Here is a 26203-nt window from a genome sequence, read left to right on the forward strand (position 1 = left end):
ATCACCGGCCTGATCACCGCGCTGTCCGGCCTGGCCGCGGTCGCGCTTCCGTGGGCGACCGGTGCCGACGGCCCCACAGCTGCGCTGGAACGGGTCGGAGGTCCGGCTGGCTTCCCAAGCGGCTGCGGCGGCTCTGGACGGGTGATCTTTGGGTCATTCGAGGTCACGACGGCGGAGCGCCGCCAGCCCGACAGTGGTGAGCCCGGCGGCGACGGCGGTCAGCACGATCAGCGGCGTCACGGTGAATTCGGCGACCGGAAGCCCAGGGGTCTGCGCGAACGGCGACACCATCAAGATCGACGGGTTGGCGTGCAGCAGTTCCACCGCGAATTCGAGCACGAGGCACAGGCCGAGCGCGGCATAGGCGATGATCGCGGTGAGTCGTGGCAGCAGGCCGTACACCAGCGCCGAGATGGCGGCCAGCACCAGCACCGAAGGCAGCCGCGTCAGGCTCGCACCCAACAGCCGTGCGACCTCGGCGCCCAGATCCCCCGTGGAGAGCCCGTAGACCAGACCCATCCCGAGACCGAGCCCGGCGAGCACGATGCCCGACCCGGCCACGACGATGGCCAGGTGACCGCCTGCCCAGCGCAGCCTGCCGACCGGGCCGGTCAGGAGGATATCGGCACGGCCGGCCGTCTCTTCTGCGCGCAATCGCAGGGTCGCCTGAATCGCGTAGACCGAGATGACCTGGCTCATCAGGTAGATGACGAAGGCGAAGAAGCCGTCGACGGGACGGCTGCCGCCGCCCATCCGCTCGACCAGGCCTCGGAGGGCCTCGCTCGCGTTCAGTTGTTCGGCGGCGCTTTGCGCCGCGCCTCCCAGGCCGGCGCTGAAAGCGGTGAATGCGACGGCCCAGGCGAGCAACGTGCCCCGCTGCAGCCGCCATGCCAGGGCAAGTGAGGTACGCAGGCCCGGCGCCGCGTCGGTGGGGCCGAGCCGGGGCGGGAGGATTCCGGCGTCCAGGTCTCGGCGTGCGGATATCCGGTAGGCGCCGGCCACCAGCAGCAGGATCAGGCCGGCGACAGGTAGGAGCGGCCAATAGTGGTCCCCGGCGAAGGGGCGCATGTGCTGGGTCCAGCCGAACGGCGACAGCCAGGAAATCCCGTGACTCTGCTGGACGTCCGCGGTCGCGCGCACCGCGTAAAGGACGGCCATCGCCGTGGCAGCGAGGCCGGTGGCGGTACGAGAGCTTTCGGTCAACTGGGCCGTCAGGCCTGCGAGCGCGGCGAAGAGGCACCCGGCGGCGGCGACCGACAGTGCCATCACCAGGGAGCCTTGCGGAGGTAACCCCTGGCCGATGAGTCCCAGTGCCACGAAAAGGGCGGTCACCAGATTGGCGGCGAACGCCACGATCAGCGTGGCCGTCAGTGCCGCATGCCTGCCGACCACGGTCGAGCCCAGCAGCTCGCTCCGGCCCACCTCCTCCTCCGCCCGGGTGCCGCGGATCACCAGGAACATGCTCGCCAGCGCGATCAGCAGGGCGGCCTGCCCGCGTACGCGCCACGCGGCGAGCCCTCCGGCCGACGAGTCATAGATGGGGCCGATCATCATGAGCTGAGTCGGGTCGCCGTTGGTCGTGTGGAGGAACGCCTGCCGTGCCACTTCAGTGGGATAGGCGTCGGCCACCGAACTGGCGACGCCGATCACGAGCATCGCCACCAGCCCGAACCAGACCGGTAGCCTCACTCGGTCGCGTCGCAGGATGAGCCGGATAAGTCCGCCGGTGCCGGTGAGGGTGCTCATCGCCGTACCACCGCACCCATGCCGGGCAGATCGTCTTCGTAGTGGCGCAGGAACATCTCCTCCAACGTCGGCGGCCGGCTGACCAGGCTCTGCACGCCGACCTTCAGGAGCTCGCCCAGCAGCGCATCCAGCGCGTCGCCGTCGACCTGGCAGCGCAGCCGGTTGTCCTGCGTCCACAGATCGTGCACGCCGGCTGTTCCGGCGAGTTGGGGAACGGGCCCGGCGAGCTCGGCCGTGATCGAGGTGCGGGTGAGGTGGCGCAGCTCGGTGAGCGTGCCCGTCTCCACCGTGCGGCCGCGCCGGATGATGCTCACCCTGTCGCACAGGGCTTCGACCTCGGCGAGGATGTGGCTGGACAGCAGCACCGTACGTCCTTTGCGCCGCTCTTCCTGGATGCTCTCCTGGAAGACCGCCTCCATCAGCGGGTCGAGGCCGGAAGTGGGCTCGTCCAGGATGAGCAGGTCGGCATCCGACGACAGCGCGGCGACGAGGGCCACTTTCTGCCGGTTGCCCTTGGAGTAGGCCCGCCCCTTCTTGCGCGGATCCAACTCGAAGCGCTCGAGCAGTTCGGCCCTGCGCCGGGGATCGAGCCCGCCGCGCATCCGGCCGAGCAGGTCGATCGTCTCGCCACCGGACAGCGTCGGCCACAGAGTCACGTCGCCGGGCACGTACGCCAGCCGGCGGTGCAGCGCGGTTGCGTCTCGCCACGGATCGCCATCCAGCAGCCGGGCCGTGCCGGAGTCCTGGCGCAGCAGCCCGAGCAGGATCCGGATGGTGGTGGACTTGCCGGCCCCGTTGGGACCGAGGAACCCGTGCACCTCACCGGCCTGGACCGTCAGATCCAGGCCGTCGAGTGCCCGTGTCCGGCCGAAGGTCTTGACCAGACCGGACACGGAGATCATATTCGACATGCTTCGCAGGCTACATGAACTTCACGAAATTCGTGAAACATCGATAATCTGTAGCCTGGGGCCTATCAGAGACGACCGCAGAGGTGTGCATGACCGAGAGAGTTGACGACGAGAGCGGCATGATCGAGAGAGTCGGCAACGCGTCTACGGCCGACGCGCTCCGATTCCTCGAACGGTTCGCCGTGATCATGTCCGACTCGGGTTATCCGCGCATGGCCGCACGCGTGCTCTCGGCGCTCCTCATCGCCGACGACGGCCGGCGTACCGCCGCCGAACTCGCCGACGTGCTGCAGGTCGGCCCTTCGGCCATCTCCGGCGCGGTGAAGTACCTGATGCGGGTCGGGATGGTGACCCGTGAGCGGGACCCCGGGGAGCGTCGTGATCACTACCGCGTCGACCAGGGGGCGTGGTACAAGGCGGCGGCGTCGAGCGACGAGGTGTTCCGTCGCTTCGAGGAGGGCGCGCGCGATGGGGCCGAGGTGCTGGGCGCGGATACGCCCGCGGGCGCCCGGATGGACGAGACCCGGCGCTTCTTCGCGTTTCTCCGCAGCGAGGTTCCCCAGCTTCTGCACAAGTGGAACGAGGTGAACGCTCAGCCCACAGAGCAGCCGGGCAGCCGAGGTCGGGGGGCTCGGGCCGTCCCATGACCGCGTGCTTGGTGATCACTCTGCCGCCCGCGCCGGTGGCCTGCTGAGCCTGCGCGGGAGCCGGGCCGTGGCGGCCAGGACGGGCCACAGGCGGATGGCCAGGTTCCGGGCGAGGATGCCGGGTCGTGTCGCAGGCACGAGGAGTGCCGCGCCCTGCCTGATGCCGCGCTGCCTGGGGTCCACCAGGCGGCGGTGGGCGCTCTCATAGCGGCGGAAGGCCGTCTCGGGGTTGCCGGGGGCGGCGGCCAGCTTTTCGGCCAGGGTGAACGCCCCCGCCATGGCGAGTGTGGAGCCGTCTCCGAACAGCGACACGCAGGACGCGGCGTCGCCGAGCAGCGCGACCCGGCCGTTCGACCAGCGGGGCAGCACCACCTGGCTGACCGAGTCGAAGTAGAGGTCGTCGGCGACACGTACGCGCTCCAGCAGTTCGGGCGCCCGCCAGGACACGTCCGCGAACGCGTCGGCCAGCATGCGCTTGTGCTGCCCGGTGTCGCGGTGGTCGAAGCCGGGCTCGGCCGGGCTGCGGTAGAGGAAGAAAGCCAGGTCGCCGCTGGGTGTGGGGCTGACGGCGACGGCCTTGCCGGGGGCGTTGTGCATGAGCACATCCCGGCCGGGTCCGTCCCCGCCGCCGAGCGGGGTGGTGGCGACGTAGAGGCCCATGTGGCGGACGATCCCGCCCTGCGCTCCGAAGGCCAGCCGGCGCGTCGTCGAGTGCAGGCCGTCGGCCCCGATCACCAGGTCGAAGCGGCGGGGCTCGGCGCGCTCGAAGGTGACCTCGACCCCGTGCCCGTCCTGCCGGAGGGCCGCGATGGAGTCGTCCATGAGGAGTTCGGCATGATCACGGCAGGTCTCGTACAGGATCGAGGCGAGGTCGCCGCGCGGCAGCTCGATCTCCCCCGCCCGCTGGGCGCCACCCATGTCCATCCGGGCGAGGCGTCGGCCTTCGGCGTTGACGAAACTGAGCCCGGTGTTGCCGGTGGCGGCCCGGCGCAGCCGCGGCACAATCCCCATCCGTTCGGCGACGGCCAGAGCGGGCCCGCGGACATCCACCGGGTTGCCGCTGGAGCGCAGTGCCTGGGCCCGTTCGACGACGGTGACGCGGAAACCTTGCCTGGCCAGCCAGTAGGCCAGTGTCAGCCCGGCTATGCCGGCTCCGGAGATCAGAAGGTTCCGGCTGTTCATGACAGACCTCGCTAACTGGAGGAATTTCCTCCACTCTTTGGAGAGTACTCTAACCGGAGGAAAACCGTCCAGTCTTATCGCGTGTCGGGGTGGAATAGGTGGCGAAGGCGAACAATCAGCAGGAAACGACTGCTCTGCGGGCCGACGCGCGCCGCAATCGGGATCTGATCGTCGTGGCGGCCCGGGAGTTGTTCCTGGAGCAGGGCATCGACGTGCCGCTGGACGAGGTGGCCCGCCGCGCCGGCGTCGGGATCGGTACGCTGTACCGCCGCTTCCCCGACCGGGAAGCGCTGCTCCGCGCGGTCGGCGAGGAAAATCTGCACCACCTGGCGGACCTGGCGCAGACCGCCCAGCGGGAGGAACCCGACGCCTGGCACGCGTTGTGCCGCTTCCTGCGCGGTTGCGTCAAGCTGCGCATGGGCGAGTTGTCGGCAAAGCTGGACCCGCACCTGCACCAGCGGCTCCGAGCCGGTCACGACCTGCACGAGATCCGGCAGCAGGTGATCGACGCCTTGCTGGGGATGACAGAGCAGGCGCAGGCGGACGGGGCCCTGCGCGGCGACGTCGGCCCCGGGGACATCGCCATGCTGATGACCCTGCACATCTACTTGCCGGCGAACATGACCGGCGGGCCGGCCGTGGCACGCGTGACGGAGATCATGCTGAACGGCCTGCGCGCTGGCGTCGGCTCGCCCCTTCCCGGGGAGGCGCTCACCGGCGACGACCTGCGCCGCTACACGGCCACGGAGTGAGTCGGCCGCCAGGGCCGGTCAAGCGCGTCCCCGATCCCTGCGGCAGGCATCTTTGCGAAGGTAGTGGGAGGAGACGCCCTTCAGGGAGTTGACGAGTTTGCTGATGGCGACTTTGGGCGGGTAATGGACGAGCAGGCGGACGTGGTCGTGTTCGCCGGTGAAGTCGCGGAGTTCGGCCTCGAAACTGTCGCACACCTCGATCATGATGTCTTTGCAGCGGCGCTGCATCTCCTCATCGAAGACGTTTGCGCGATATTTAGTGACAAAGACCAGATGGGCGTGCAGCGCCGAAAGCACGTGTCTGCCTCGCGGGTATTCGACTTTCTGGCTCATGGGCCAGGTGATAATGTGTTCGAGTCTTGAGGCGCAGGCGTCCCGTGGGAGAGGGGTGTTTCGCGTGCTGGCGGGCCGGAAGTACCGCCTGGAGTTCGACTTCGGGCAGCGGGTGTTCGCCGAAAGGCTGGGCGGGATCTGCCGGGCCGTGTGGAACACCGGTCTGGAGCAACGGCGGGAGTACCGGCGGCGCGGAGGGTGGATCACGTATGAGGAGCAGTGCAGGCAGCTCGCCGAGGCGAAGGCCGACCCGTACTGCGGCTGGCTCGCCGACGCGCCCGCCCAGGTGATCCAGCAGACCCTCAAGGACCTGGACGAGGCGTGCCGCAGGCATGGCACGTGGAAGGTGCACTGGAAGGCCAAGGCGAGGTGGCGGCCGTCGTTTCGGTTCCCCACCGCCAAGCACATCCCGGTCGAGCGGATCGGCCGTAAGTGGGGGCGGGTGTTCCTGCCCAAGTTCGGGTGGGCGCGCTTTCGCCTGTCGCGCCCGCTCGGGGGCAGCGTCAAGTCCGCGACCGTGTCCCGGCACGGCAAACACTGGTTCATCAGCTTCCTCATCGATGATGGGATCGGCGAGCGTGAGGAGCACGCCTGCCCGGCATGGGTGGGCGTGGACCGGGGCGTGGTCACAGCCGCCGTCACCTCCGATGGGGAGTTCTTCGACCGCCGCCACGCCGCAACCGACGGCGTGTCCTCCAGGCAGCCGCCAGCGGACAGCAAACAGGACCGCCAGGACGACCTCGGGTATCTCACACCCGGCCAAGCGGAACGGTATCTGCGGCTGCAACGCCGGCTCGCCCGCGCGAAGAAGGGATCGAAGCGGCGCAAGACGGTCGTGGCCGCGATGAGTGAGATCATGCGGCGGGTGCGGTGGCGGCGCGCCGACTTCAACGCGCAGGCCGCGCACCGGCTCACCCGCGCCTACGGCCATGTGGTCATCGAAGAGCTGAACACCAAGGGCATGAGCGCGGCCGCCAAACCGAAACCCGACCCCGACCGGCCGGGCCGGTTCCTGCGCAACGGCGCGGCGGCGAAATCCGGGCTCAACAAGGCCATTCTCGACAAGGGCTGGTACGGCCTGGAAGTCGCCCTGCGCTCCAAGGCCCGCTACACCGGCAGCGCCATCCATAAGATCAACCCCGCGTACACGTCCCAGACGTGCCCGAACCCTGCCTGCGGGACAGTGGACGAGAAGAGCCGCAAGAGCCAAGCGGTCTTCTCCTGCACTTCTTGCGGGCATACCGAGCACGCCGACATCGTCGGAGCGAAGAACATCAAGGCCAAAGGACAGGCGGCCGGGCTGGTCGTCTCAGGGCGTGGAGACCCACCCGGGTCCGCGAAACGTCAAGCACCCCGTTCCACAGCACAGGCCGCGCACGCGGCACGAGCTGCCGCATAGCGGCACGGGAATCCCCGTCCCTTCAGGACGGGGAGCAGGTCAATATTTCCGTCACGATCTTCTGAGAGAACAATTAGCCGAAAGGTCCACGGCCTAGCCTGGCGAGCTCCTGATCTGTGAGCGTCAGACCGGTCGCGGCGGCGGAGTCCCGAATGGAGGCCGGGCGGCTGGCGCCGGGAATCGGGATGACGTGCGGGCCGGCCGCGAGCAGCCAGGCGAGGCACACCTGCTGCGGGCTGACGTTCCGTTCACCGGCGATCGCGTGGAACGCGGCGTGCCCCGCCGGCCTCGCCTCATCTGCTTCCAGCGCGCTCCGCGAGATTCCGCCGAGCGGGCTCCACGGCAGGAACGCGATCCCGAGTTCGGCGCAGAGCCGCAGCTCGGGGCCGCTGTCGCGGACCGCGGGAGAATACCGGTTCTGCACGGAGACAAGCCGTCCGCCGAGCTCCCGATGGGCCTGCCGAATCTGCGGCACGTCCACGTTGGAAATCCCGACCATCCGGACCTTTCCCTCGTCGTACAGCTCGCGGAGCGCGCCCAGCGACTCCGCGAACGGCACCGCCGGATCGGGCTTGTGCAGCTGGTACAGCCCTATGGCAACCACCCCCAGCCGCTTCAGCGAGCCCTCGCACGCACGCCTGAGGTGCCGCGGATCACCGTTCACTGTCCAGGAGCCGTCGCCCGGACGGCCCCGGCCGCCCTTGGTCGCCACGAGGACGTCGCCGGTGTCACCGCCGTAGCTCGCCAGCGCGCGGGCGATGAGCAGCTCGTTGTGCCCGACCTCGCCGGAGCTCCAGTGGTACGAATCCGCTGTGTCGATCAGTGTGACGCCCGCGTCCAGCGCCGCGTGGACCGTGGCCATCGCTCTGGCCTCGTCCGGCCTGCCCTCAATGGACAGCGGCATCGCGCCCAGCCCGATCGCGCCGACGGAAACGTCGCCGATCACACGCATGCCAGGGCCTCCGAGAGGACGTGCGGCAGCCAGTCCGCGGTGTGCGAGAACACGAAGCCGAGCCGTACGGCACGCCCGTTGTCCATGGCATACGCACGGTCGAAGGAGAACGGTGAGGCGTCCGGGCCTGTCGTGTACGTCGCCGGCTCCGCCCCGGCCGCCATGGAAAGCGCGTCGCACAGGGAGGTGACGTCGAACGGGCCGTGCGAACACGCGTTCACCGGCCCCGTGAAGCCGGACTCCGCAGTCCATACCAGGAAGTCGGCGATCTCCCGGTCATTGATGAACGACGACGGGCGCGGCTCCTGGTGTACGGCGACGGGGAGACCGTCGCGGATCCGCGTCGTGTAGTGGTCGAGCCTTCCGGTGAAGTCCGCACCGCCCAGTACGTGTCCCGTACGGACACTCACGAAGTCGAACACCGGCTCACGGGCGAAGACCGCCTCCGCCTGAGCCTTGCCCACCCCGTAGTGCTCGTCGACGAAGGCCGGTTCGTGCCACGGCAGATCCATTCGTACCGGAACGTTCGCGAGATCGATCGCGTCCTCGGTGACGGGCACAGTGGTGTCCAGCGCGGAATACACCTCGATCGTGGAGGTCATCACGTACCGTCGCGTGCGCTCCGCGAAGACCCTCCGCGCTGAGGCGGCCTGCCGCGGCGTGTAGCAGACCTGGTCGATCACCACGTCGAAGACGCGATCCCCGAGGGCGGCACGCAGCCCGTCCTCGTCGTCGCGGTCGGCGATGAGCTGGCTCACCCCTTCCGGCGCCGGTGAGGAGCCACGATTGACCACGGTGACGGCCGTTCCCGCATCGCGCAGCCGCTCGATCACCCGTCTTCCGAAGTACCGGTTGCCGCCGATCACACACACGCTGTCCATGGCCACAGCCTGGCGGATCTATAGTTTTAAGCGGTAGTGGTGATCTGCTTATCCAGTCGACAGGATGACTAATGATCGACGTCCAGCGCCTGCGTGTGCTGCGCGAGGTGGCCAGGCACGGCAGCTTCAACCGGGCCGCCGCCGAGCTGCGCTTCACCCCTTCGGCCGTGTCGCAGCAGATCGCCGCGCTGGAGCGCGGCCTCGGCCTGGCCGTCGTCGAGCGCAGCACTCGAGGCGTGACGCTCACCCAAGCGGGCCTCCTCCTGGTGGAGACGGCGGAGGCCATCGCCGCGGAGCTGACCGACGCCCAAGAACGGATCGACCGGCTCACCTGCGAGCGCACCCGATTCACGGTTGCGACGTTCGCCAGCGGAGGCCGGCAGCTGCTCCCGTCCGCGCTCGCGCGGTTCGCCGCCGCCCACCCCGAGGTGGAGCTGACCATCCTGGAGCGGGAGCCGGAAGACAGCATCCCGCTCCTGAGAGAAGGACGGGCCGACCTGGCCCTGGCCTACCATTTCGACGGACCCCCGCCGGCCAGTCCAGGCGACCGGTCCGGTCTCGTCTGGACTCCGCTCAGACCCGACCCGCTCCGGGTCGTCCTGCCCCGCACTCATCCTCACGCCGGCCGGGAAAGCGTTCATCTCGCCGAGCTGGCCGGAGAGCGGTGGGTGCTCGGGTGCCTGAAGACCGTCGACCTGCTGCGGCGCTACGCCGCTCTGGCCGGATTCGAGCTGCACATCTCCTGCAGCGCGACCGACTACATGTTCGCCCAGTCCCTCGTCTCGGCGGGAATAGGCGTCGCCCTCATCCCGGAGATCGCCCTCATGGAAGCCCCCGACCTGGTCGCCGTCTCCCTCCAGCCGCCCAGCCCGTCCCGCCATATCGGCGTCGCCACCACCCGCCGCCACCGAGGCCCCGCACAGCCGTACATGGAATCCCTCCTGGAGTTCCTGTCCGCCGGCCCATGACCCACGCCAGCCGCAGGGCGACGCTCAACGTGCGCCGGGCGGTCCTGAACCCAGGCCGGCGTCGCGGGCTCGGGCCACCGCCGCGGCGCGGTCGGTGACGCCGAGCTTGCCGTAGACGGTGCTGACGTAATTGCGGACCGTCTTGTCGGAGACGTAGAGCCGGGAGGCGATGGCGGCGTTGGACAGCCCGCGCGCCATCAGGTCGAGGATCTCCACCTCTCGCTCGGTCAGCTCGGGCAGCACCGGGTTCGCGACGGTACGCCGGGACTCCGCCCCGACGAGCCCGGCGAGTGCCCGGGCGGCGTTCGGGCCGAAGTACGCGCCGCCGTCCCGGCAGACCTCCAGCGCCCGTACGATCTCGGCCCGGCCCGCCCCCTTGAGGAGGTAGCCGCGGGCGCCCGCCCGTACGGCCGCGGCCAGCGAGTCGTCGGACTCCAGCATCGTCAGGACCACGATGGCGACGCCCGGCAGCTCGGCCAGCAAGCGCCCGGTGGCCTCGACGCCGTTCATGACCGGCATGTGCAGATCCATCAGGACGATGTCGGGAGTGAGCCGGACGGCCAGCTCGACGGCTTCCGCCCCGTCACCCGCCTCGCCCACGACCGTGACGCCGGGCTGGCGGGAGAGCGTCGCGACCAGCCCCTCCCGATACATGGGATGGTCGTCCACGATCAGCACACGCATGTCACACCTCGACTCTCGGCAACCGCACACGGACCTCGGTGCCGCCCCCAGCTGCAGCAAGAATCTCGCATTTCCCATCAAGCTGGGCGGCGGCCTCGGCCATCGACTCCAGGCCCACGCCAACGCGCCACCCGGCGCCGGTGCCTGTTATGCCCACGCCGTCATCTCGTATCGAGAAGTGCAAGGCGTCCGGCGCCAGCTCCACCTCTACGTCGCAGCCGCTGGCACGCGCGTGCCGGGCGGTGTTGGCCAGCGCCTCGCCGACGATGCGCAGGACCGCCGCCTCGGTGGCGGCCGGAAGCGGAGGCAGGCCCTCCTCGGGCAGGCGCAACCGGACCGCCAGCCCGGGCCGGCTGAAGCCCGCCGTCTGTGCGCGAAGCGCCTCCGCCAAGCCGAGATCGTCCAAGGCGGACGGGCCGAGACCGTCCACGATGCGGCGAACGTCGCCCACGGTACCGGCCAGCCACGTGGCGCACCGGTCGGCAAGGGCGCCGGCACCGGCCGGATCGGTCGCCACCATGTCGCGGAGGGTCTCCAGCTGCAGGTGTACGGCCGACAGGCTCGGCCCGAGATGGTCGTGCAGGTCCCGGCGCAGCCGGCGGCGCTCCTCGGCACGCGCGGTCACCAGCGCCCGCCGCGACCGGTCCAGGTCCGCGGCGAGCCGGGCGGCGTGCGCGGCCGCACCCGCCTGCCGGGCCAGAACGTGCAACAGCCGCGCCTCGGCGGGACGGAACTCCCCGGCTCGCGGCCGGGTCAGCAGCAGCTCTCCCACCGCCTCCCCGGCATGCACCAAGGGCACCCGTACGGGGTCCGCGCCGAGCTCTTCTCCGTGGCGGGACTCCGGCCCGTCCAGCACCAGCACCCACACGGCCGGAACACGGAGGATCCTGGCCACATCGCCCGCCAGCCGTTCGAGCGCCTCCGCCGGGGCCGCGGCCGTCTCCAGGGTGGCGCCCAACCGCCCCAGCGCGTCGTACGGGTCCGCCGCGTCGCCGTACAACAACCGCCGTACCCCTCTCTGCAGGAGCCTGTGGACGGGAGCCACGCTGATGGCCACCACCGCCGCGGCGACGAGGGGAGCGCCCACACTACGCCCGAGGAGGTCTCCGAGCAGCGCGACGACCACCGCGTAGCAGAGCGCGATCTCCGCCGACATGAGCGCCCAGACCAGCCCGCGGCGCAGGACGGTCTCCATGTCCCACATCCGGTACCGCTGGATCGCCAGCACCACGGAGATCGGCAACGGCAGGGCCGAGGCCGCCAGCAGGACCCCCGCACCGCGGGCCTCGACCGTCTGGGCGGCGACCAGCAGGAGTACCGTGCCTGCCATGCCCGCGCCCACCCAGGCCAGCTGACCGCGTTCGTCGCTCTCGGCTCGGCGCAGGCGGACGCCCAGGGACGCGAGCCCGCCCAGCGCCGCGACGGCGACCATGACCAAGCAGACGGGCAGCAGCGCCTCCGCTCCCGCGACGCTCAAGGGGCTGACCAGCCCGCTGTCGGCCAGCGCCGAGTCGTCGCTCTGCTGCCACGGCAGCAGCGCCCACGCGGCCGATCCGGCCACCACAGAGGCACACCCGAGGTACATCAGCGGGCGAAACACCCCCGTCGGCCGCTCACCCGAGGGGAGCCAGTAGGGGACGACGGCGGCCACGATCACGTAGGCGGGCAACCAGCTCCACACCGACAGCCAGAGCATGATCAAGTGGCCGGGCCAGCCGCGGCCGGCCGCGGCGGTGGCGTACTCGCCGGTGAAGGCGCTCGTGGCGGCGCTCGCGCTCACTGCGACGAAGAGCCAGCCCAGAACCGTCCGGCCGCGCCGGATGAGGAACGCGCCGGGCGCGCCGTACACCATGGCCGTGATGGAGATCCACAACCAGTAGTCGTCGGCGAACCCCGCCGATGACTGCAGCCGCAGCACGAATCCGGCCAGCGTCGCCGCGGCGGCGGCACCCGCGACCGAATCCCCCATCATCACCAGACGCGAACGCATAGGGAGAATTGTCCGCTATGCGATGTCCCAACTACACGGGACATTTTGTCCTTGTTCGAAGGGGAGACTGCTGGCTCAGGCGGCCCGGGACAGGACTGCGCGATTGTTCTCGGCATGCGGCGAATGAACCGCGATCTACCGAGGAGCACCAACCATGAGCACGTCCCCCACCCCCCGAAGGCCCTTCCTACTCACCGCGGCGATCATCGCGGGCCCGCTCGCCGGCGCAGTCTGGCATCTCGTCGAAAAGGTCGGCCTCCCCAGGACCGAGGCGGCGGACTACCTCGCCCAAGTGGCCGCCAACCGGAGCAACTTCGCGATCAGCACCCTGCTCTACATGGTCTTCGTCGGCTGCTTCATCCCCTTGGGCCTGGCCGTGATGCGGGTGCTGCGCGGCCGGGCACCGCTGGCCGCGACGATCTCCGGCCTGCTGTTCGGCCTGGCCGGTGCACTCGGCCTGGTCGTGTCGGGCATGCGGCCGCTCGTCCTGGGCCTGGCCCCTGAGGGCCCGGTCATCGCCGAGGCCGCCGCGGCCTACCAGCGGTACCAGAGCTCCCCGTGGTTCGACTTCGTCATGCTGGCCATGCTGGCCTCGGTCCTGATCGGCCTGGTCGTGCTGGCCGCCGCGATCCTGCGTACCGGCGTCCTTCCGCGCTGGACGGCTGCGCTCCTGGTGGGCGGTTTCGTCCTGTCCAGCGGGGAGTTCCCCCCGGCCGTCACGATCCTGGGCGGCGTGGTGCAGTTGGCGGGCTTCCTGCCACTGGCCGGCCGGCTCGTCGCCGAGACCGAGTCGAAAACCGCCGTCCTCACCTGACGTCCACGACGGGCCGCCGGAGATCACCCTTTGCGGCCATGTCCGATGCATCGTTTCTCGCGGCGACCCGCGACTCCTATGACGCGCTGGCCCCCATCTACGCCGATGTGCTCGACCCAGACCTGGACCGGCATCGACCTGTCCCCCGAGCCCACCGAAAAGACTCACCATGGCGATGTCCTGGCACGCAAGCCAGCGGCCGCCGTAAGCAATACCCCTGCGAGTACCAGCCCCCTCCGGGAGGAGAGGGCTGTGGCTCCCGTCAATCCATCACCGACTCCCCGCCGGGGTAGGTGAAGGACGACCGGGGCGAGTAGAAGCCCCACACGATCTGCAGCGGGTCAGCGGGGCGAAGCGCGTAGACGGAGTGGCTCGGCTCCAGGAACTCCAGCGAGACGATCTCGAACGGATCGACCGGCTCCGCCACGAACGGGTAGATGCCGCTGATCCGCTGCCCGCCGACCTCGGTGATGTACCGCAGTTGCCCGCGGTTGACCGCCGTACCAGTGTGCCCCACCCGTGCGGTTGTACGGATCACCGGCACACCGTCGGACTCGGTCGTCGCAACCAGTGTCTTCCCTTCGACCCCGATCGTCGTACGACCGGGGGTGGCGGGCACACCTCGTGCGGCCGCGTACTCGCGTACCACTGCGCTCGAGTTGAAATAGTGCGTCCACCAGCGGCCGGGGGTCACGCCGTCGGGCGCGTAGGCATCTTCCAGGTCGGGCCCGATATACGTCAGCGAGTACGCGCCGAACCCGGAGGTCTGCTCGGGCTGGTCGACGACGTACTGGTTCATGAAGACCTGCCGATTGGCCGTCGGCTTCAAACCGTCGGGTACCAGTGCCGCGACGGCATCGGGTTCGGCCGGCACCCACCCGAAGTAGATCATCCGGCTGTTGACGACGAGCTGAGGTGCGACAAGTTCGGGCACGGGCTCTCCCTTGCTATGGGCGATGCATAGCCGGAACTTACGTGACCTCTTCAACGAGAACAACAAGTCACGACCGACGAGTTCACCAGCCGCCTCGACCGCGCAATCGCGCACGGCCCCTTCTGGTCCCCCAGCTACCTTGCCGCCTCCTGCGGCGAAGCATCACTATCAATCATCAAGACGTATATCGAACAGCAACGCCACCCCACGTGAGGGTCCGCGCTCCGCGCTCCGGGATCCCCCGCCCACAGCGGGACATCCCCAGGCCATCCCCCCAAAAGGGGGACCGCATTCATCCCGGCCTGAACCTGAAGGCCGAGGTTTTCTGCGGACCTTCGGTAAAGGCGCGGTGAAGTCGTCGCCAAGGAAAGTGTCAGCGCAGTCGGTTCGCATGCCGGGCTTGGCAGGCTTGAAGCGGTCTTTCAGAGACGAAACCGGGCGGAGGGCTCATGCGCCTTGTCGGAGACGACCAGACATTCGATCGCCTGCTCGACGCGGCGGGCGCCTACTGGGAGGGAAGTCGATCCTCTCGGGCGGACGGCGATCAATGTGTCGTCACCGAGGCGCTGCATCAGGACATCCGGGTCGTGATACGCAACCTGCTGATGGCGAATGCGCTGTGCGACCTGCTCTCGGCCCGGCTGGTCGTGCTCACGGGCACGGATCAGGAGTGGAGCGAGGCGCTCTGGGAGCAGTACGACATCGAGCGGGTCCGGCGGCTGGCGGAGGCGTTCGGGGCGGCCGAGGTCGTCAACGTGCACGATCTCGTGGACCGTCACCTGGCAGGTCAGGGCGAAAGCGCGGCTCCGGAGGGCCTAGACGCCATAGAGAGGGCCACGCTCGTCCGGTTGGCTCGGGTGCCGCGGCTGCCGGAGACCGAGGACGAGTGGTACCGAGCACGCCGCGGTCGCATCAGGGCTTTCTCCGCCGTCTACGAACGATTGTTCGCCGACCTGCCCGCTGCCGCCCTCGTCACCAGTCACGTCGACTACGACCAGTGGGGATTGGCGGTCGAGGCGGCCATGCGCCGGGAGATACCGGTCGTCCATGTTCAGAGCACCGGGTGCATGAAGGCCTATGCGCTCTTTCCTGAGCGGCGCAAGGGACTGAGCACCTTCAGGGAGGAACTCACCGGTCTGATCGCCGGCCATTTCCACGACCACGTATGGCCGCACAGGAGCGCCATCAAGGCGAACGCCGAATTGGTGGCCTGCCGGGCGAAAGGCAATCTCGGCCGGCCCAGTTGGTGGCGGGCCGGCCGCACCAGTCAGTTCGAGCTGCAGTCGGAAGCTGAGCGGCGGCAGCTGCGCCTGCTGGGGTGTCACCGTTTCGGGCTGGATCCGGATCGTCCGGTGTTCGCGGTCTTCAACCACGCCATTTCCGACGCTCTGGGCACCAACAGAGAGGTGTTCGACGATCTGGCCCAGTGGTTCGAGCAGACCGCGGACTTCGCCGCCCGGCAGGACGCGGTGAACTGGCTTTTCCTGGACCATCCCAGCCAGTCGCTCTATGACACGACCGGGCATTTCGCTGCGGTGACGGCGCGCTATGCCGGGCGCCGGCACATGGTCTTCATGCCCAGCCTCGCGCTGTCGAAGAACATGTTGTGGAGCATGACGGACCTGGGCGTGACCGTGCGGGGGAGCGTCTCGAACGAACTTCCGGCCTTCGGCATCCCGGTCATCCAGGCCGGCTGGTCGGAATGGAGCGGATGCGGGCTGTCGTACGTCGCCGAGAACCGGGACGACTACTGGCGGCTGCTCGGCGAGGCCATCACCCGGCATGTCAAAGGCGAGACCATGCTGACGGAGGAGCAGCGGGAGCGGGCCCGTCTCTGGTTGTGGCTCTACCGCAGCGGGGCCGACGTGCCGTCGCCGTTGCTGCCGCACTGGGAAATGGGCGAGGGGGACACCTACGCTCAGGTGCTCACCGTCGCCATGCGGCACGTGGAACGCGATGGCGATCCCTTCTCCTGCGCGGTACGCCGCATGTGGGAACGGCGTGAGCCGCTTCTCACCCGGCTGGACTTCCGACATACCACCGGAATCGACCGCGCCCTCGGCACTCCCGTACGCGCCGTGACCGACGCTCCACCGGCAATGCTCACCGGCACCGGCTTCGACCCGGCCGTCCCGCCCGCCCAGGTGCCCATGGAGATCTCGAGCGGCCAGGCGGCAGAGCTGCAGGCGGCGGACCACTTCCATCGTGGAGTGCAGATCGTGGGCCGGTTCGAGCGCTCGGGGCTGGTCGGGATCAAGGTGGCGGAGGCCGACCACGCCCTGCGCGTCAGCGTCTCCCTGTCGGTGGACCGGCTCTCGGTGCAGGACTGGCATCTCAATCAAGAGACGGGCGTGGATGACCAGGCGCTGCCGCGGCTCATCCAGGTCCGCGCCCAGGGGCGGTTGCGCCAGTGCCTGCTTCTCGAGAGCGATGGCGCCATGAAGCGCGGCACCGTCGTCTTCGACCTGATGCCCGATGAGATGCCGGCCGATGGCCTGCTCTGCATCGAGGTGCTGGACGTCACGGAAGGCAGCGGCGTCCCGGAGACACTCCGCGGGGCCGTGGCGGGATCGGTCATGGACGACGGCGTGGCCGGGCTGCGCATCGACCGCGTCAGGCTCCAGGAGATCCCGGACGACGGCGTCTCCGACACCGCTGTCGTGAGCTTGGACGCGTCACGCTGCGAGCGCGCCTCCCTGATCAGCTCCGGCGGCCTGGTCAACCTCAAGGGCCGCGGCAGCCATTCCCTGAGCACCGGCATGTTCGTCGTCAACCCCGTGCCGCGGGGCGTCTTTGGATCCGGCGGCGACCTCGCGATCCGGCTGGGGCAGAAACCAGGCCCCTCGTGCCGCGAGCCGAGAGCGTGGCTGCGCCGGATGGCGTGGCACCGGGCAAGGTGGGGTCGTCGCACGTCAGGGGCTCCGAACGTGGGGCAGGTCCTGAGCATGCACGACGGGGATGAGGTGCCCGTGGCGCGCTCGAAGACAGGCGACGGCACCGAGCTTCGCCTGCGCGCGCCGGCCGAGTCGCCGCTCCTTGTCACCGTCGCTTCGGCGCAAGGCGCCCAGCCGACGCTGATTTCCGCCGACTGGTTTCCGTGATGGGCTTCTTTATGGGGCGGTCAGCGCAGCTTCCAGCTCTGCGCCGTGGCGCTGCAGCCATGCCTCCCGCCGTTTGATCCTGTCGCCGACGCCCTCCTGCCACATCCGCGCCCAGCCGCCACCCTGCTCCTCGGCGATGTGCTTCATCGAGAACCACGCTCGCCGCGCTCGCAGGACGGCCACCTCGACGAGGCGGGACCTGTCCAGATCCGACATGCCGTACGCGTCGGCGAGGATCCGGCATCGACGGGGGACGTCGACGTCGTGCAGCGGTGGGTCGGCGTCCATGGGATCGCCCAGCGGGGCCCAGTAGAGCATCGCGTTATGGATCTCATCCACCCTGGAAGCCGGTCTGGCCATGTCGAAGTCGATGAGCGCGGCGGCCTCACCGTCCCGGAACACGATGTTGTCGGGCGTGAGGTCCATGTGCCCGACGAGTTCGGCAGGATAGGCCGGTGCGGGCGGCATGTCCGGCGGTTCGGACACGCCGAAGTCGGGCTGGATGCCTTCAGGGAGCACGAAGCCCGCGGCGGCGTCATCGTAGGCGCGGACGAGGCGGCCGACCGAGATCAGTCGCGCCTCGTCGGCCAGCCAGGCGGGCCGCGGGCGTCCGGCGACCTCGCCCCTGACGTATGTCAGCACCTCACGTCCGGATGCGTCGATGCCGAGAAGCCGCGGAGCGCCGGCGAACCCGGCCTCCTCCAGATGGCGGAGCAAGGCATGCACCAGTGGAGCGTTGTGGCCGACTGGGCGGCGGACCGTGCTGCCTCTCCGGACTACGCCTTCGGTGACATCACCGCCCAGCAATGGGACTTCGGGTTCGGACTCGTCGGGCTCGACGTAGGTGGCTGCGCTCATCATGCTCCCCTCGACACAAAACGCACCCAGCCTAAAGTTCTTCACAGGTGATTGACGTGGCCGACGGGTCAACGGTTGAACCAGCGTCTGCTCGCGGGCAGGAGCAGCGCAATGGCGACGGTCACAGGGAAGAACGTGTTCGGGTGCAGGATCCGGAGCCACGTCAGGTCGGAGTCGACGACGAGCAGGACGAGACGCTGCGTGAGCAAGAAGATCTCGAGGGCGACGGCCGTCCAGACGAGCCGTCTCCGGCGGGTCGGCCAGCGAGCCAGCACCCAGCCGGTCAGGGCTGTGACCGCGGTGCTGTAGGCCAGGAGCAGGAGCACTATGACGTCGAACGTGGCGGTGAAGGCGACGAGCGGGAAAGCCAGCCCCACCAGGCCGAACGCGACATCGAGCGTCATGATGAATCTGGCCGTTTTCACGGCTGCCGGCATGCGCTCCGTCCCGGTGGTTTCCGTCACACCGTCATTGTGGCGGGGAAACGGCGGCGCAGGCCATTGCCGCGAACTTCGCGTTAACCGGCCCTTTCGGGGAAGCGGCCATTGGCGGGCGGATGAAATCACTGGTGGACAGGTGCATTTGTGCGGCAGATATTAGAGGGAGAGGAGGTTCTCCATGGACGCACGCCTCGACCATATCGTCTGCTGGGTCGCCGACCAGCTCGTCTCGCTGCGCTTCTACGAGCAGGTGGTAGGACTGCCCGGAGTGCGGGCCGAGGAGTTTCGCGAGGGGAAGGCGGCGTTCCCGAGCGTGCGGGTCTCCTCCGGGACCATTCTCGATCTGATGGCGTACGAAAGCGCCAACGGCGTGGACGAGGGCACCGGCGTGACGGGCAGCGCCGGGCACCCGATCAATCATTTCTGCCTGGCAGTGAGCAGGGAGGATTTCGACGCGCTCCAGGTCCGGCTGAAGCAGCACGACGTGGAGGTCACGGGCTCCGGGACCAACTCCTTCGGCGCCCAGGGCATCGCCCCTGAGACCATTTATTTCCCGGATCCGGACGGCAACGTGCTGGAAGTCCGCTACTACGAGTGACGGCGATGGCCGGTCGTAGTGCTCCACCACTCGGAAACGTCGGTCGAGTCTGGTACACAGGGCGGCATGGGTGTGAGCGTCGAAGAGTTCCTGGAGATGCTGGACGAGCTGCCCGAGGTCAAGATGAGCCACGGCGGCGAGTGGATCGGCCTCAAGGTGCGGGACAAGGGGTTCGGCTACTTGTGGGAGGCGACCGAGACCGTCGGCCTCAAGGCCACGATCGAGGAGCAGATCGCGCTCGTGGCCGAGCGGCCCGAGGTGTTCGAGGTGCAGTTCACGGCCGGACGGTTCGGGTGGGTGGTGGTCCACCTCGACAAGATCGACGCCGATGAGCTGTTCGAGCTCGTGGCGGAGGCGTGGTGCCTGACGGCGCCCAAGCAGATGGTGGCCGATTTCGAGGCCGCCCACGAGATCGGACAGCAGGTGCATCCCGGGTAATCTCGGGCAGCGTGCTCTCTATGGATATACGACTGCGGGAATGGCGCGACAGCGACGCGCCCGCGGTCCTCCAGGCTTTCCAGGCCGCCGATCTGCGCAGGCAAACCGCCTTTCCGATCGTCACGCTCCAGGACGCCCAGGGGTGGATCACCTCCTGGGAGGGGGTCGGGTACGCCTTCGCCGTGACCGTCGGCGAGCGGGTGGTCGGCAATGTGGCGGTGGCCGGGATCGACGCGCACGACAACGGATGGGTGTCCTACTGGGTCGTGCCGGAGGCCAGGGGACGGGGGATCGCGGCGGTCGCCGCGGAAAAGCTGGCCACGTGGGCGTTCGACGAGCTCGGGCTCTACCGGCTCGAGCTGGGGCATCGCACGAACAATCAGGCCTCGTGCCGGGTCGCCACCAAGGCCGGATTCCGGCCTGAGGGCATCGAACGGGGCAAACTTGCATATAACGGCGTACGTTACGACGTAGAACGGCACGCGCGCCTGGCAACCGACTGACCGCTGATCTACCCTTTCATGGGTGGACAGCGAGAGTCTGGCCGCAGCCGGGCTGCTGGCGGCCCTGAGCCGGGCGTCGAAGATTCTCGCGGAGTTGCGTCATCCGCTCGTCAGAAGCGAGGGCTTCTCCTATTTCTTCCCGGACGCCGGCGCCCGCATCGGCACCACGTTCACGCTGCCCGACGGGCGCGAGGTGCGTTTCGAGGTCTCCATCACCGTCTCCGCCGCCGCCTTCCAGGTCGAGGGGGCGATCACCGCGGAGAACGACCCGCTGCTCGAACTCCCCCGCAAGAGCCTGCCCAGCATCAGCGACGGCTTGGCCGCGTTCGACGACTACGTGGGGGAGGTGGCGGCCCCGGCGACTCGGCTGATCGAGCAGCTACTGGACGAAATTGTCTAATTGTCAGACAATGGCTCCCATGAGGAAGGGACCCTTGTCTGTCGTCGGCGCGTCCGTGCTCTGGGGCACGGCCGGCACGGCGGGCCTGCTCGTCTCCGCCGACTCCGTGGCGCTGGCCGCCGCCCGGCTGGTCATCGGGGGCGCGGTGCTCGCGACGTTCGCTGGGGCGGGCCTCAGGCAGGTGGCCAGGCCCGGCCTGCTGCTCGGCGCCGCGGCGGTGGCCGCCTACCAGCTGTGTTTCTTCGCCGCGGTCGGCCGTACCGGCGTCGCGATCGGAACCGTGGTGGCCATCGGCAGTGGGCCGGTTTTCACCGGGATGTTGTCGTGGGTCCTGCACGGGCGGCGGCCGAGCGGCCGGTGGACCCTCGCGACCACGGCCGCCGTCTGCGGGTGCGCGGCACTGATCGTCGGGGGCGGGGCGCAGGCAGGCGGTCAGGTCGTGTCGGGTCTGCTCTTCGCGTTGCTCGGGGGGCTGCTCTACGCCTTCTACGCCGTCACGGCGGCCCGGGCGATCGAGGACGGGGGACAGTCCAACGCGGTCATGGGGCTGATGTTCGGCGGGGCAGCGGTGATCATGCTGCCGGTCCTCCTCCTCGGCGGTGTGGGGTGGCTGGCGGAGCCGCGCGGGCTGGTCGCCGTGCTCTACCTCGGGCTCGCGACCACCGCCCTGTCCTACTTCCTGTACGGGCGCGGCCTGCGCACCACCCCCGTGGCCACGGCCGCCACGCTGGCGCTGGCCGAGCCGGCCGTCGCCGCGCTGCTCGGTCTGGTGGTGCTCGGCGAGCGGCTGGCCCCGGTCTCGGTCGCCGGCCTCGTGCTGCTCGCGCTCAGCCTGGTCGCAGTGGCCGTACCCGAAAGGGAAAGAGCGTTAGAGTCGCAGGCGTGACGTTGCCCCTCAGACCCGTTTCCACCGTTGGGGCGCTGGCCGACGCCCTGCGGAGCAGGGTGCTGTCCGGCGAGATCGAGCCCGGCACCCCGCTGCCCGAGCAGGAGATCGCCGCGTCCTACCGGGTGGCCAGGCCGACGGTGCGGGAGGCGCTGGCGATCCTGGTCCATGAAGGACTGCTCAGGCGCGAGCGCAATCGCAGCGCCTATGTCCCCGAAGTGACGATCGCGGACCTCAACGATCTCATGTACGTACGCCGGCCCCTCGAGGACCTCATGGCGCAGGCGATGGCCGGCCAGCGGGCCCCACGGGCGGAGGCCGCGCTGCACCGGATGGCGGCGCTGCCCGCCGGCGCGCCGTGGTCGGAGACCGTGGCCGAGCACATGGCGCTGCACGAGGCGTTGATCGAGGCGGTCGGCAGCCCACGGCTCGAACGGCTCTACGGCGTGCTCGCGGCCGAGACCCGGCTGGGCCTGGTGCGGCTGCGCCAGGTCTACCAGGACAGGGACGTTCTGGTGCGTGAGCATCGCGAGCTGCTGGACGCGATCGCGGACGGACCGGAGGACGCGGCCAGGGCGGCGGTGGCGGCGCATCTCGGCCACTCGTGGGGCGCCGAGGACCCCGTCCACGCGCACCATTGAGTGCGAACCCTTGCGGGACAGGCCCGGAACTCGCAAGAATCGCGGCCATGCACGGCAATCCGATGCCGGACTCCTACGTATATGTCACGGAAGAGGGCGTCACCCGTCACTACGCGGACGGGAGCGTCGAGGCCCTTGCGTGGGAGGACGTGGTGGAGGTCCGTGTCGTCACCGCATCCGGGGAAGACGTCCTGTTCATCCTGCTCGACCGTGACGGCGAGGGCTGCGTGGTGCCGCGCTCGGCCACGGACGCCACCTTCCTCGCCCGCCTGCGCTATCTGCCGGACTTCGACCTGGACCGGCTGGCCCTGGCGGCCGACTCCGCACACGACGGGGTGGTGGTGGTCTGGCGTAGCCCGGATCCGCCCTCTGCGCTGCCCGACCTGGAGTACGACTAAACGGTTCATAGAGCGGCAACCTGCTGAAATGCCGCCGTAAACCTCACATTTCCCCGTTTGGGACGCTGCACCGATGGAGCGTTCCGTCAAGCCCTGGGCCTCCCCATCCCGCGTCCGATTGTGGACATTTGACGTTATTCCCCATGCTGGAATCGATCTTTACTCTTTAGTGGGGGCCGCCGCCCTTTAAGTGCGTGGGACTTGTCAACCCATGTGGTTCAAGGAACGTCAAGTTATCGCGGTGCACAGAGTTTCGGGGTGGTCCAAAGGGTGGAGGCTATGAGGGTGGGGACTGGGGAGTCCGCTGTTGTGCTCCTCGGGGCCGTGCCGCGCCGCGCGTCGAGCATCTGGACGCGCGCGTACCTACGGCTCCTGTTATTCGGGGACACGGTATGTGCTCTGCTGGCATGCGTGTGCGTGCTCAGCATCCGGCTGATGGCCGGTGCGTTCATTCCATTGGTCGAGTTCGCGCTCGGATTCGGCCTGGTCGTCGCCTGGCCCGTCGCGCTCATGATGGGCGGCGCGTACCGCCAGCGCGCCAACGGCGAGGGGCCGGAGGAGTTCAAGGCCGTTTTCAACGGCGGCGTCGGCCTGATGGCCACGGTCGCCATCATGGCGTATGCCACGCAGACCGTCATCGCGCGCAGCTTCGTGATGGCGATGTTGCCGCTGGCGCTGCTTACCACGCTCTACTTCCGCTACCGCATGCGTAAACGTCTCCACCGAAGGAGAGCGGTGGGCGACTACATGCGCCAGGTGATCGCGGTAGGGCATCGGGAGTCGATTCTCAACCTGGTGATGCAGTTCAGGCGCCAGCCGCATCACGGAATGCAGGTGGTGGGAGCCTGCCTTCCTGAGCACGCGATGAACGTCGACCTGGACGGCATTCCCGTGCTCGGCTCCTTCGGCGACGTGGCCGCGGTGGTCGCGCGCGAGCAGGCCGACGCCGTGGCCGTGCTGGCCTGTCCGGAGCTGGACGGGGCCGCGCTGCGCCGGCTGGCCTGGAGCCTGGAGACCGCGCGTACCGATCTCTTCGTGGCTCCCGCGCTCATGGACGTGGCCGGGCCGCGCATCAGCATCAAGCCCGTCGCCGGGATGCCGCTCCTGCACGTGGAGCATCCCGACCTCGACGGCACCCGGCAGGTCGTGAAGACGGTGTTCGACCGGCTGGTCGCCGTGGCCGCACTGCTGCTTCTGGCGCTGCCGCTGCTGGCCATCGCACTGGTGATCCGCCTCACGAGCCACGGGCCCGCGCTCTTCTATCAGATCCGGGTCGGCAAAGGCGGCAAAGAGTTCCGTGTCGTGAAGTTCCGTACGATGGTGGCTGACGCCGAGCAGCTCAAGAACGCACTTCTGGATGCGAACGAATTCGACGGGGTGCTCTTCAAGATTAGGAACGATCCAAGAATTACGAAGGTAGGCGCTTTCCTGCGGAAATACTCGCTGGACGAGCTGCCCCAGCTGCTCAATGTGCTCCGTGGCGAGATGTCCCTGGTCGGGCCGCGCCCGCCGCTGCCGGAGGAGGCGGGCAGGTACGCCGTCGACGTCCGCCGCCGCCTGGTGGTCAAGCCGGGGATGACGGGGCTCTGGCAGGTCAGCGGCCGCTCCGACCTTACCTGGGAGGAGTCGGTACGCCTCGACCTGCGGTACGTGGAGAACTGGTCGCTCATCCTCGACCTGCAGATCCTCTGGAAGACCTGGTCCGTCGTCACCCGTGGAGAAGGGGCTTACTAGCGGTGAAAGCACTCGTGCTCGCCGGGGGATCGGGCACACGACTCCGACCCATCACGCACACTTCGGCCAAGCAGCTGGTCCCGGTCGCGAACAAGCCGGTCCTGTTCTACGGCCTGGAGTCCATCGCCGCGGCGGGGATCAAGGAGCTCGGCCTGGTGGTCGGCGACACGCAGCCGGAGATCGAGGCGGCCGTGGGAGACGGCTCGGCGTTCGGACTGCAGGTCACCTACCTGCGGCAGGAGGCGCCGCTCGGGCTGGCGCACGGCGTGCTGATCGCCCGCGAGTTCCTCGGTGACGAGGACTTCGTCATGTACCTGGGTGACAACTTCATCGTGGGCGGGATCAATGGCCTGGTGGACAGGTTCGCCCGCGAGCGGCCCGCCGCCCAGATCATGCTCACCAGGGTCGGCGACCCGCGCCAGTTCGGGGTGGCCGAGCTCGACGCCAAGGGCCGGGTGGTCGGCCTGGAGGAGAAGCCCGCGCAGCCCAAGAGCGATCTGGCGCTGGTCGGCGTCTACCTGTTCAGCTCCGCCATCCACGCCGCGGTGGCGGAGCTCAAGCCGTCATCGCGGGGCGAGCTGGAGATCACCGACGCGATCCAGTGGCTGATCGAGGCGGGGTTGCACGTCGAGTCATCGGTGATCTCCGGCTACTGGAAGGACACCGGCAACGTCACCGACATGCTGGAGGTCAACCGCCTGGTCCTGGAGTCGGTCGAGCCCAGGGTACGGGGACGCGTGGACGAGGTCAGCGAGCTGGTGGGCCGGGTGGTCGTCGAGAAGGGGGCTGTGGTCGAGCGGTCCAGGATCGTCGGCCCGGTGATCATCGGCAAGGGCGCGCGGATCCGGGACAGCTACGTCGGCCCCTTCACCTCCATCGGTGCCGACTGCGCCGTCACCGGCAGCGAGATCGAGTACTCGATCGTGTTACCCAGGGCTTCCATCGCCGGGGTCGGTCGCATCGAATCGTCGCTGATCGGCCACGACGTCGAGGTCACCCCGGCGCCCAACACGCCCAAAGCCCATCGTCTCGTCTTGGGCGATCACAGCAAGGTACAGATCAGTTCATGACACGCGTTCTTGTGACGGGCGGTGCGGGCTTCATAGGCTCCCACTTCGTCCGCAATTTGCACGACATGTACGTCACAGTGCTGGACAAGCTGACGTATGCCGGCAACCGAGCCAACCTCGAAGGGGTGCGGCATGAGTTCGTGCATGGGGACATCTGCGACGCCGAGCTGCTCGGCCAGGTCGTGCCCGGCCACGACCTGGTGGTGAACTTCGCGGCCGAGTCGCACGTCGACCGGTCGATCGAGGGCGCCGCCGAGTTCATGCGCACGAACGTGCTCGGCACCCAGACGGTGCTGCAGGCGTGCCTGGAGGCGGAGGTCCCGAAGGTGGTGCAGGTGTCGACCGACGAGGTGTACGGCTCGATCGACGTCGGCTCCTGGGACGAGGCCGCGCCGCTGCGGCCGCGCTCGCCGTACGCGGCGTCGAAGGCCGGTGGCGACCTGATCGCCCGCGCCTATGCGATCACCCATGGCCTGAACGTCTCGATCACCAGGTGCGGCAACAACTACGGTCCGAGACAGTACCCGGAGAAGGTCATCCCGCTGTTCGTCACGAACCTGCTGCGCGGCCGGAAGATCCCCCTGTACGGCGACGGTGGCAACATCCGCGACTGGATCCACGTCGAGGACCACTGCGCCGGCATCCGGCTGGTCGCCGAGAAGGGCGAGCCAGGCGAGGTCTACAACATCGCGGGCACGGCCGAGCTGACCAACAAGGAGCTGACCGGCCTGCTGCTCGAAGCCTGCGGCAGGGACTGGGGCGCGGTCCAGTACGTCGAGGACCGCAAGGGCCACGACCGGAGGTACTCGCTGGACGACTCCAAGCTCCGGGCGCTCGGCTACCGTCCCGAGATCTCGTTCGAAAAGGGGCTGAAGGACACGGTCCGCTGGTATGCCGAGCACCGTGACTGGTGGGCCGCATGACCGGCCGGTCGCGCCGGGAG

26 protein-coding genes and 2 pseudogenes are annotated in these 26203 nt (G+C 68.9%); 17 read left to right on the plus strand and 11 right to left on the minus strand.

The annotated features are described in order from the left end of the window. Positions 1 to 153: 153 nt before the first annotated feature. Both Q9G87_RS02310 and Q9G87_RS02315 read right to left on the minus strand, forming a co-directional pair. Positions 154 to 1746 carry an ABC transporter permease gene (locus Q9G87_RS02310; protein ID WP_305914462.1) on the minus strand — a complete coding sequence of 531 codons (1593 nt, stop codon included), beginning with the start codon at positions 1744 to 1746 and terminating at the stop codon, positions 154 to 156. After that, on the minus strand, positions 1743 to 2657 hold the full coding sequence (locus Q9G87_RS02315; protein WP_305914463.1) for an ABC transporter ATP-binding protein: 915 nt from the start codon (positions 2655 to 2657) through the stop codon (positions 1743 to 1745). The genes Q9G87_RS02310 and Q9G87_RS02315 overlap by 4 nt, the downstream gene beginning before the upstream one ends. A gap of 89 nt (positions 2658 to 2746) precedes the next feature. Between Q9G87_RS02315 and Q9G87_RS02320 the strand changes: the two genes are divergently transcribed. Next, positions 2747 to 3304 carry a GbsR/MarR family transcriptional regulator gene (locus tag Q9G87_RS02320; RefSeq protein WP_305914464.1) on the plus strand — a complete coding sequence of 186 codons (558 nt, stop codon included), beginning with the start codon at positions 2747 to 2749 and terminating at the stop codon, positions 3302 to 3304. A gap of 15 nt (positions 3305 to 3319) precedes the next feature. Here Q9G87_RS02320 and Q9G87_RS02325 read toward each other — a convergent pair whose 3' ends face one another. Beyond that, positions 3320 to 4486 (minus strand): FAD-dependent oxidoreductase, encoded by a 1167-nt coding sequence (locus tag Q9G87_RS02325; RefSeq protein ID WP_305914465.1) that lies wholly within the window; start codon positions 4484 to 4486, stop codon positions 3320 to 3322. 98 nt (positions 4487 to 4584) lie between these two features. Here Q9G87_RS02325 and Q9G87_RS02330 point away from each other — a divergent pair, with 98 nt between their 5' ends. After that, the gene (locus Q9G87_RS02330) at positions 4585 to 5238 is read left to right on the plus strand and encodes a TetR/AcrR family transcriptional regulator (protein WP_305914466.1); all 654 of its coding nucleotides are present in this window, start codon (positions 4585 to 4587) and stop codon (positions 5236 to 5238) included. Between the two features lie 48 nt (positions 5239 to 5286). Here the strand turns inward: Q9G87_RS02330 and tnpA are convergent. Then, positions 5287 to 5571: pseudogene (tnpA, locus tag Q9G87_RS02335) on the minus strand (IS200/IS605 family transposase); the annotation flags it as partial. A gap of 64 nt (positions 5572 to 5635) precedes the next feature. Between tnpA and Q9G87_RS02340 the strand changes: the two are divergent. After that, positions 5636 to 6970: an RNA-guided endonuclease InsQ/TnpB family protein gene (locus Q9G87_RS02340; protein ID WP_305914467.1), complete on the plus strand. Its 1335-nt coding sequence runs from the start codon at positions 5636 to 5638 to the stop codon at positions 6968 to 6970. 73 nt (positions 6971 to 7043) lie between these two features. Here Q9G87_RS02340 and Q9G87_RS02345 read toward each other — a convergent pair whose 3' ends face one another. Both Q9G87_RS02345 and Q9G87_RS02350 read right to left on the minus strand, forming a co-directional pair. Then, positions 7044 to 7922 (minus strand): aldo/keto reductase, encoded by an 879-nt coding sequence (locus tag Q9G87_RS02345; protein ID WP_305914468.1) that lies wholly within the window; start codon positions 7920 to 7922, stop codon positions 7044 to 7046. Beyond that, complete coding sequence (locus tag Q9G87_RS02350; RefSeq protein ID WP_305914469.1) at positions 7913 to 8803, minus strand: NAD-dependent epimerase/dehydratase family protein; 891 nt, start codon at positions 8801 to 8803, stop codon at positions 7913 to 7915. Before Q9G87_RS02350 ends, Q9G87_RS02345 begins: the two co-directional genes overlap by 10 nt. A gap of 71 nt (positions 8804 to 8874) precedes the next feature. Here Q9G87_RS02350 and Q9G87_RS02355 point away from each other — a divergent pair, with 71 nt between their 5' ends. Further along, positions 8875 to 9771 carry a LysR family transcriptional regulator gene (locus tag Q9G87_RS02355; RefSeq protein WP_305914470.1) on the plus strand — a complete coding sequence of 299 codons (897 nt, stop codon included), beginning with the start codon at positions 8875 to 8877 and terminating at the stop codon, positions 9769 to 9771. A 24-nt stretch (positions 9772 to 9795) separates the two neighbouring features. Here Q9G87_RS02355 and Q9G87_RS02360 read toward each other — a convergent pair whose 3' ends face one another. Together Q9G87_RS02360 and Q9G87_RS02365 are read right to left on the minus strand one after the other, a co-directional pair. Next, positions 9796 to 10455, minus strand: a complete 660-nt coding sequence (locus Q9G87_RS02360; protein ID WP_305914471.1) for a response regulator transcription factor — start codon at positions 10453 to 10455, stop codon at positions 9796 to 9798. 1 nt (position 10456) lies between these two features. Then, positions 10457 to 12445 carry a histidine kinase gene (locus Q9G87_RS02365; RefSeq protein ID WP_305914472.1) on the minus strand — a complete coding sequence of 663 codons (1989 nt, stop codon included), beginning with the start codon at positions 12443 to 12445 and terminating at the stop codon, positions 10457 to 10459. A 154-nt stretch (positions 12446 to 12599) separates the two neighbouring features. Here Q9G87_RS02365 and Q9G87_RS02370 point away from each other — a divergent pair, with 154 nt between their 5' ends. Then, positions 12600 to 13259, plus strand: coding sequence for a DUF4386 family protein (locus tag Q9G87_RS02370; protein ID WP_305914473.1), 660 nt, complete (start codon positions 12600 to 12602; stop codon positions 13257 to 13259). A gap of 262 nt (positions 13260 to 13521) precedes the next feature. On the opposite strand, the gene Q9G87_RS02375 is transcribed toward Q9G87_RS02370, so the two are convergent. Next, entirely contained in the window at positions 13522 to 14193 is a 672-nt protein-coding gene (locus Q9G87_RS02375) for an acetoacetate decarboxylase family protein (protein WP_305914474.1), read from the minus strand. A gap of 90 nt (positions 14194 to 14283) precedes the next feature. On the opposite strand from Q9G87_RS02375, the pseudogene Q9G87_RS60510 reads away from it, so the two are divergent. Next, positions 14284 to 14406 (plus strand): annotated as a pseudogene (locus Q9G87_RS60510) (transposase); the annotation flags it as partial. 236 nt (positions 14407 to 14642) lie between these two features. Beyond that, positions 14643 to 17294 carry a hypothetical protein gene (locus Q9G87_RS02380; protein ID WP_305914475.1) on the plus strand — a complete coding sequence of 884 codons (2652 nt, stop codon included), beginning with the start codon at positions 14643 to 14645 and terminating at the stop codon, positions 17292 to 17294. Between the two features lie 9 nt (positions 17295 to 17303). Here the strand turns inward: Q9G87_RS02380 and Q9G87_RS02385 are convergent, their stop codons facing one another. Together Q9G87_RS02385 and Q9G87_RS02390 are read right to left on the minus strand one after the other, a co-directional pair. After that, positions 17304 to 18020, minus strand: coding sequence for a phosphotransferase (locus Q9G87_RS02385; protein WP_305914476.1), 717 nt, complete (start codon positions 18018 to 18020; stop codon positions 17304 to 17306). A 200-nt stretch (positions 18021 to 18220) separates the two neighbouring features. Continuing rightward, positions 18221 to 18616 (minus strand): hypothetical protein, encoded by a 396-nt coding sequence (locus Q9G87_RS02390; protein ID WP_305914477.1) that lies wholly within the window; start codon positions 18614 to 18616, stop codon positions 18221 to 18223. A 154-nt stretch (positions 18617 to 18770) separates the two neighbouring features. On the opposite strand from Q9G87_RS02390, the gene Q9G87_RS02395 reads away from it, so the two are divergent. From Q9G87_RS02395 to rfbB, 10 genes are all read left to right on the plus strand, one after another. Then, positions 18771 to 19190 (plus strand): VOC family protein, encoded by a 420-nt coding sequence (locus Q9G87_RS02395; RefSeq protein WP_305914478.1) that lies wholly within the window; start codon positions 18771 to 18773, stop codon positions 19188 to 19190. Between the two features lie 66 nt (positions 19191 to 19256). Next, the gene (locus tag Q9G87_RS02400) at positions 19257 to 19628 is read left to right on the plus strand and encodes an MmcQ/YjbR family DNA-binding protein (protein ID WP_305914479.1); all 372 of its coding nucleotides are present in this window, start codon (positions 19257 to 19259) and stop codon (positions 19626 to 19628) included. A gap of 20 nt (positions 19629 to 19648) precedes the next feature. Continuing rightward, positions 19649 to 20131, plus strand: coding sequence for a GNAT family N-acetyltransferase (locus tag Q9G87_RS02405; protein ID WP_305914480.1), 483 nt, complete (start codon positions 19649 to 19651; stop codon positions 20129 to 20131). 22 nt (positions 20132 to 20153) lie between these two features. Then, positions 20154 to 20531 (plus strand): hypothetical protein, encoded by a 378-nt coding sequence (locus tag Q9G87_RS02410; RefSeq protein WP_305914481.1) that lies wholly within the window; start codon positions 20154 to 20156, stop codon positions 20529 to 20531. Between the two features lie 19 nt (positions 20532 to 20550). Then, positions 20551 to 21417, plus strand: coding sequence for a DMT family transporter (locus Q9G87_RS02415; RefSeq protein WP_305914482.1), 867 nt, complete (start codon positions 20551 to 20553; stop codon positions 21415 to 21417). Beyond that, positions 21414 to 22058 (plus strand): GntR family transcriptional regulator, encoded by a 645-nt coding sequence (locus Q9G87_RS02420; protein ID WP_305914483.1) that lies wholly within the window; start codon positions 21414 to 21416, stop codon positions 22056 to 22058. Before Q9G87_RS02415 ends, Q9G87_RS02420 begins: the two co-directional genes overlap by 4 nt. 47 nt (positions 22059 to 22105) lie before the next feature. Further along, a complete protein-coding gene (locus Q9G87_RS02425; RefSeq protein ID WP_138672784.1) occupies positions 22106 to 22456 on the plus strand; it encodes a hypothetical protein in 351 nt (116 codons plus the stop codon). Between the two features lie 279 nt (positions 22457 to 22735). Continuing rightward, the gene (locus Q9G87_RS02430) at positions 22736 to 24190 is read left to right on the plus strand and encodes a sugar transferase (protein WP_305914484.1); all 1455 of its coding nucleotides are present in this window, start codon (positions 22736 to 22738) and stop codon (positions 24188 to 24190) included. A gap of 2 nt (positions 24191 to 24192) precedes the next feature. Continuing rightward, the gene (locus Q9G87_RS02435) at positions 24193 to 25260 is read left to right on the plus strand and encodes a glucose-1-phosphate thymidylyltransferase (protein ID WP_305914485.1); all 1068 of its coding nucleotides are present in this window, start codon (positions 24193 to 24195) and stop codon (positions 25258 to 25260) included. Further along, a complete protein-coding gene (gene rfbB / locus Q9G87_RS02440) occupies positions 25257 to 26183 on the plus strand; it encodes a dTDP-glucose 4,6-dehydratase (RefSeq protein WP_305914486.1) in 927 nt (308 codons plus the stop codon). The genes Q9G87_RS02435 and rfbB overlap by 4 nt, the downstream gene beginning before the upstream one ends. Positions 26184 to 26203: the final 20 nt, after the last annotated feature.

It is taken from the genome of Nonomuraea turcica, assembly GCF_030718205.1.
GTDB lineage: Bacteria > Actinomycetota > Actinomycetes > Streptosporangiales > Streptosporangiaceae > Nonomuraea.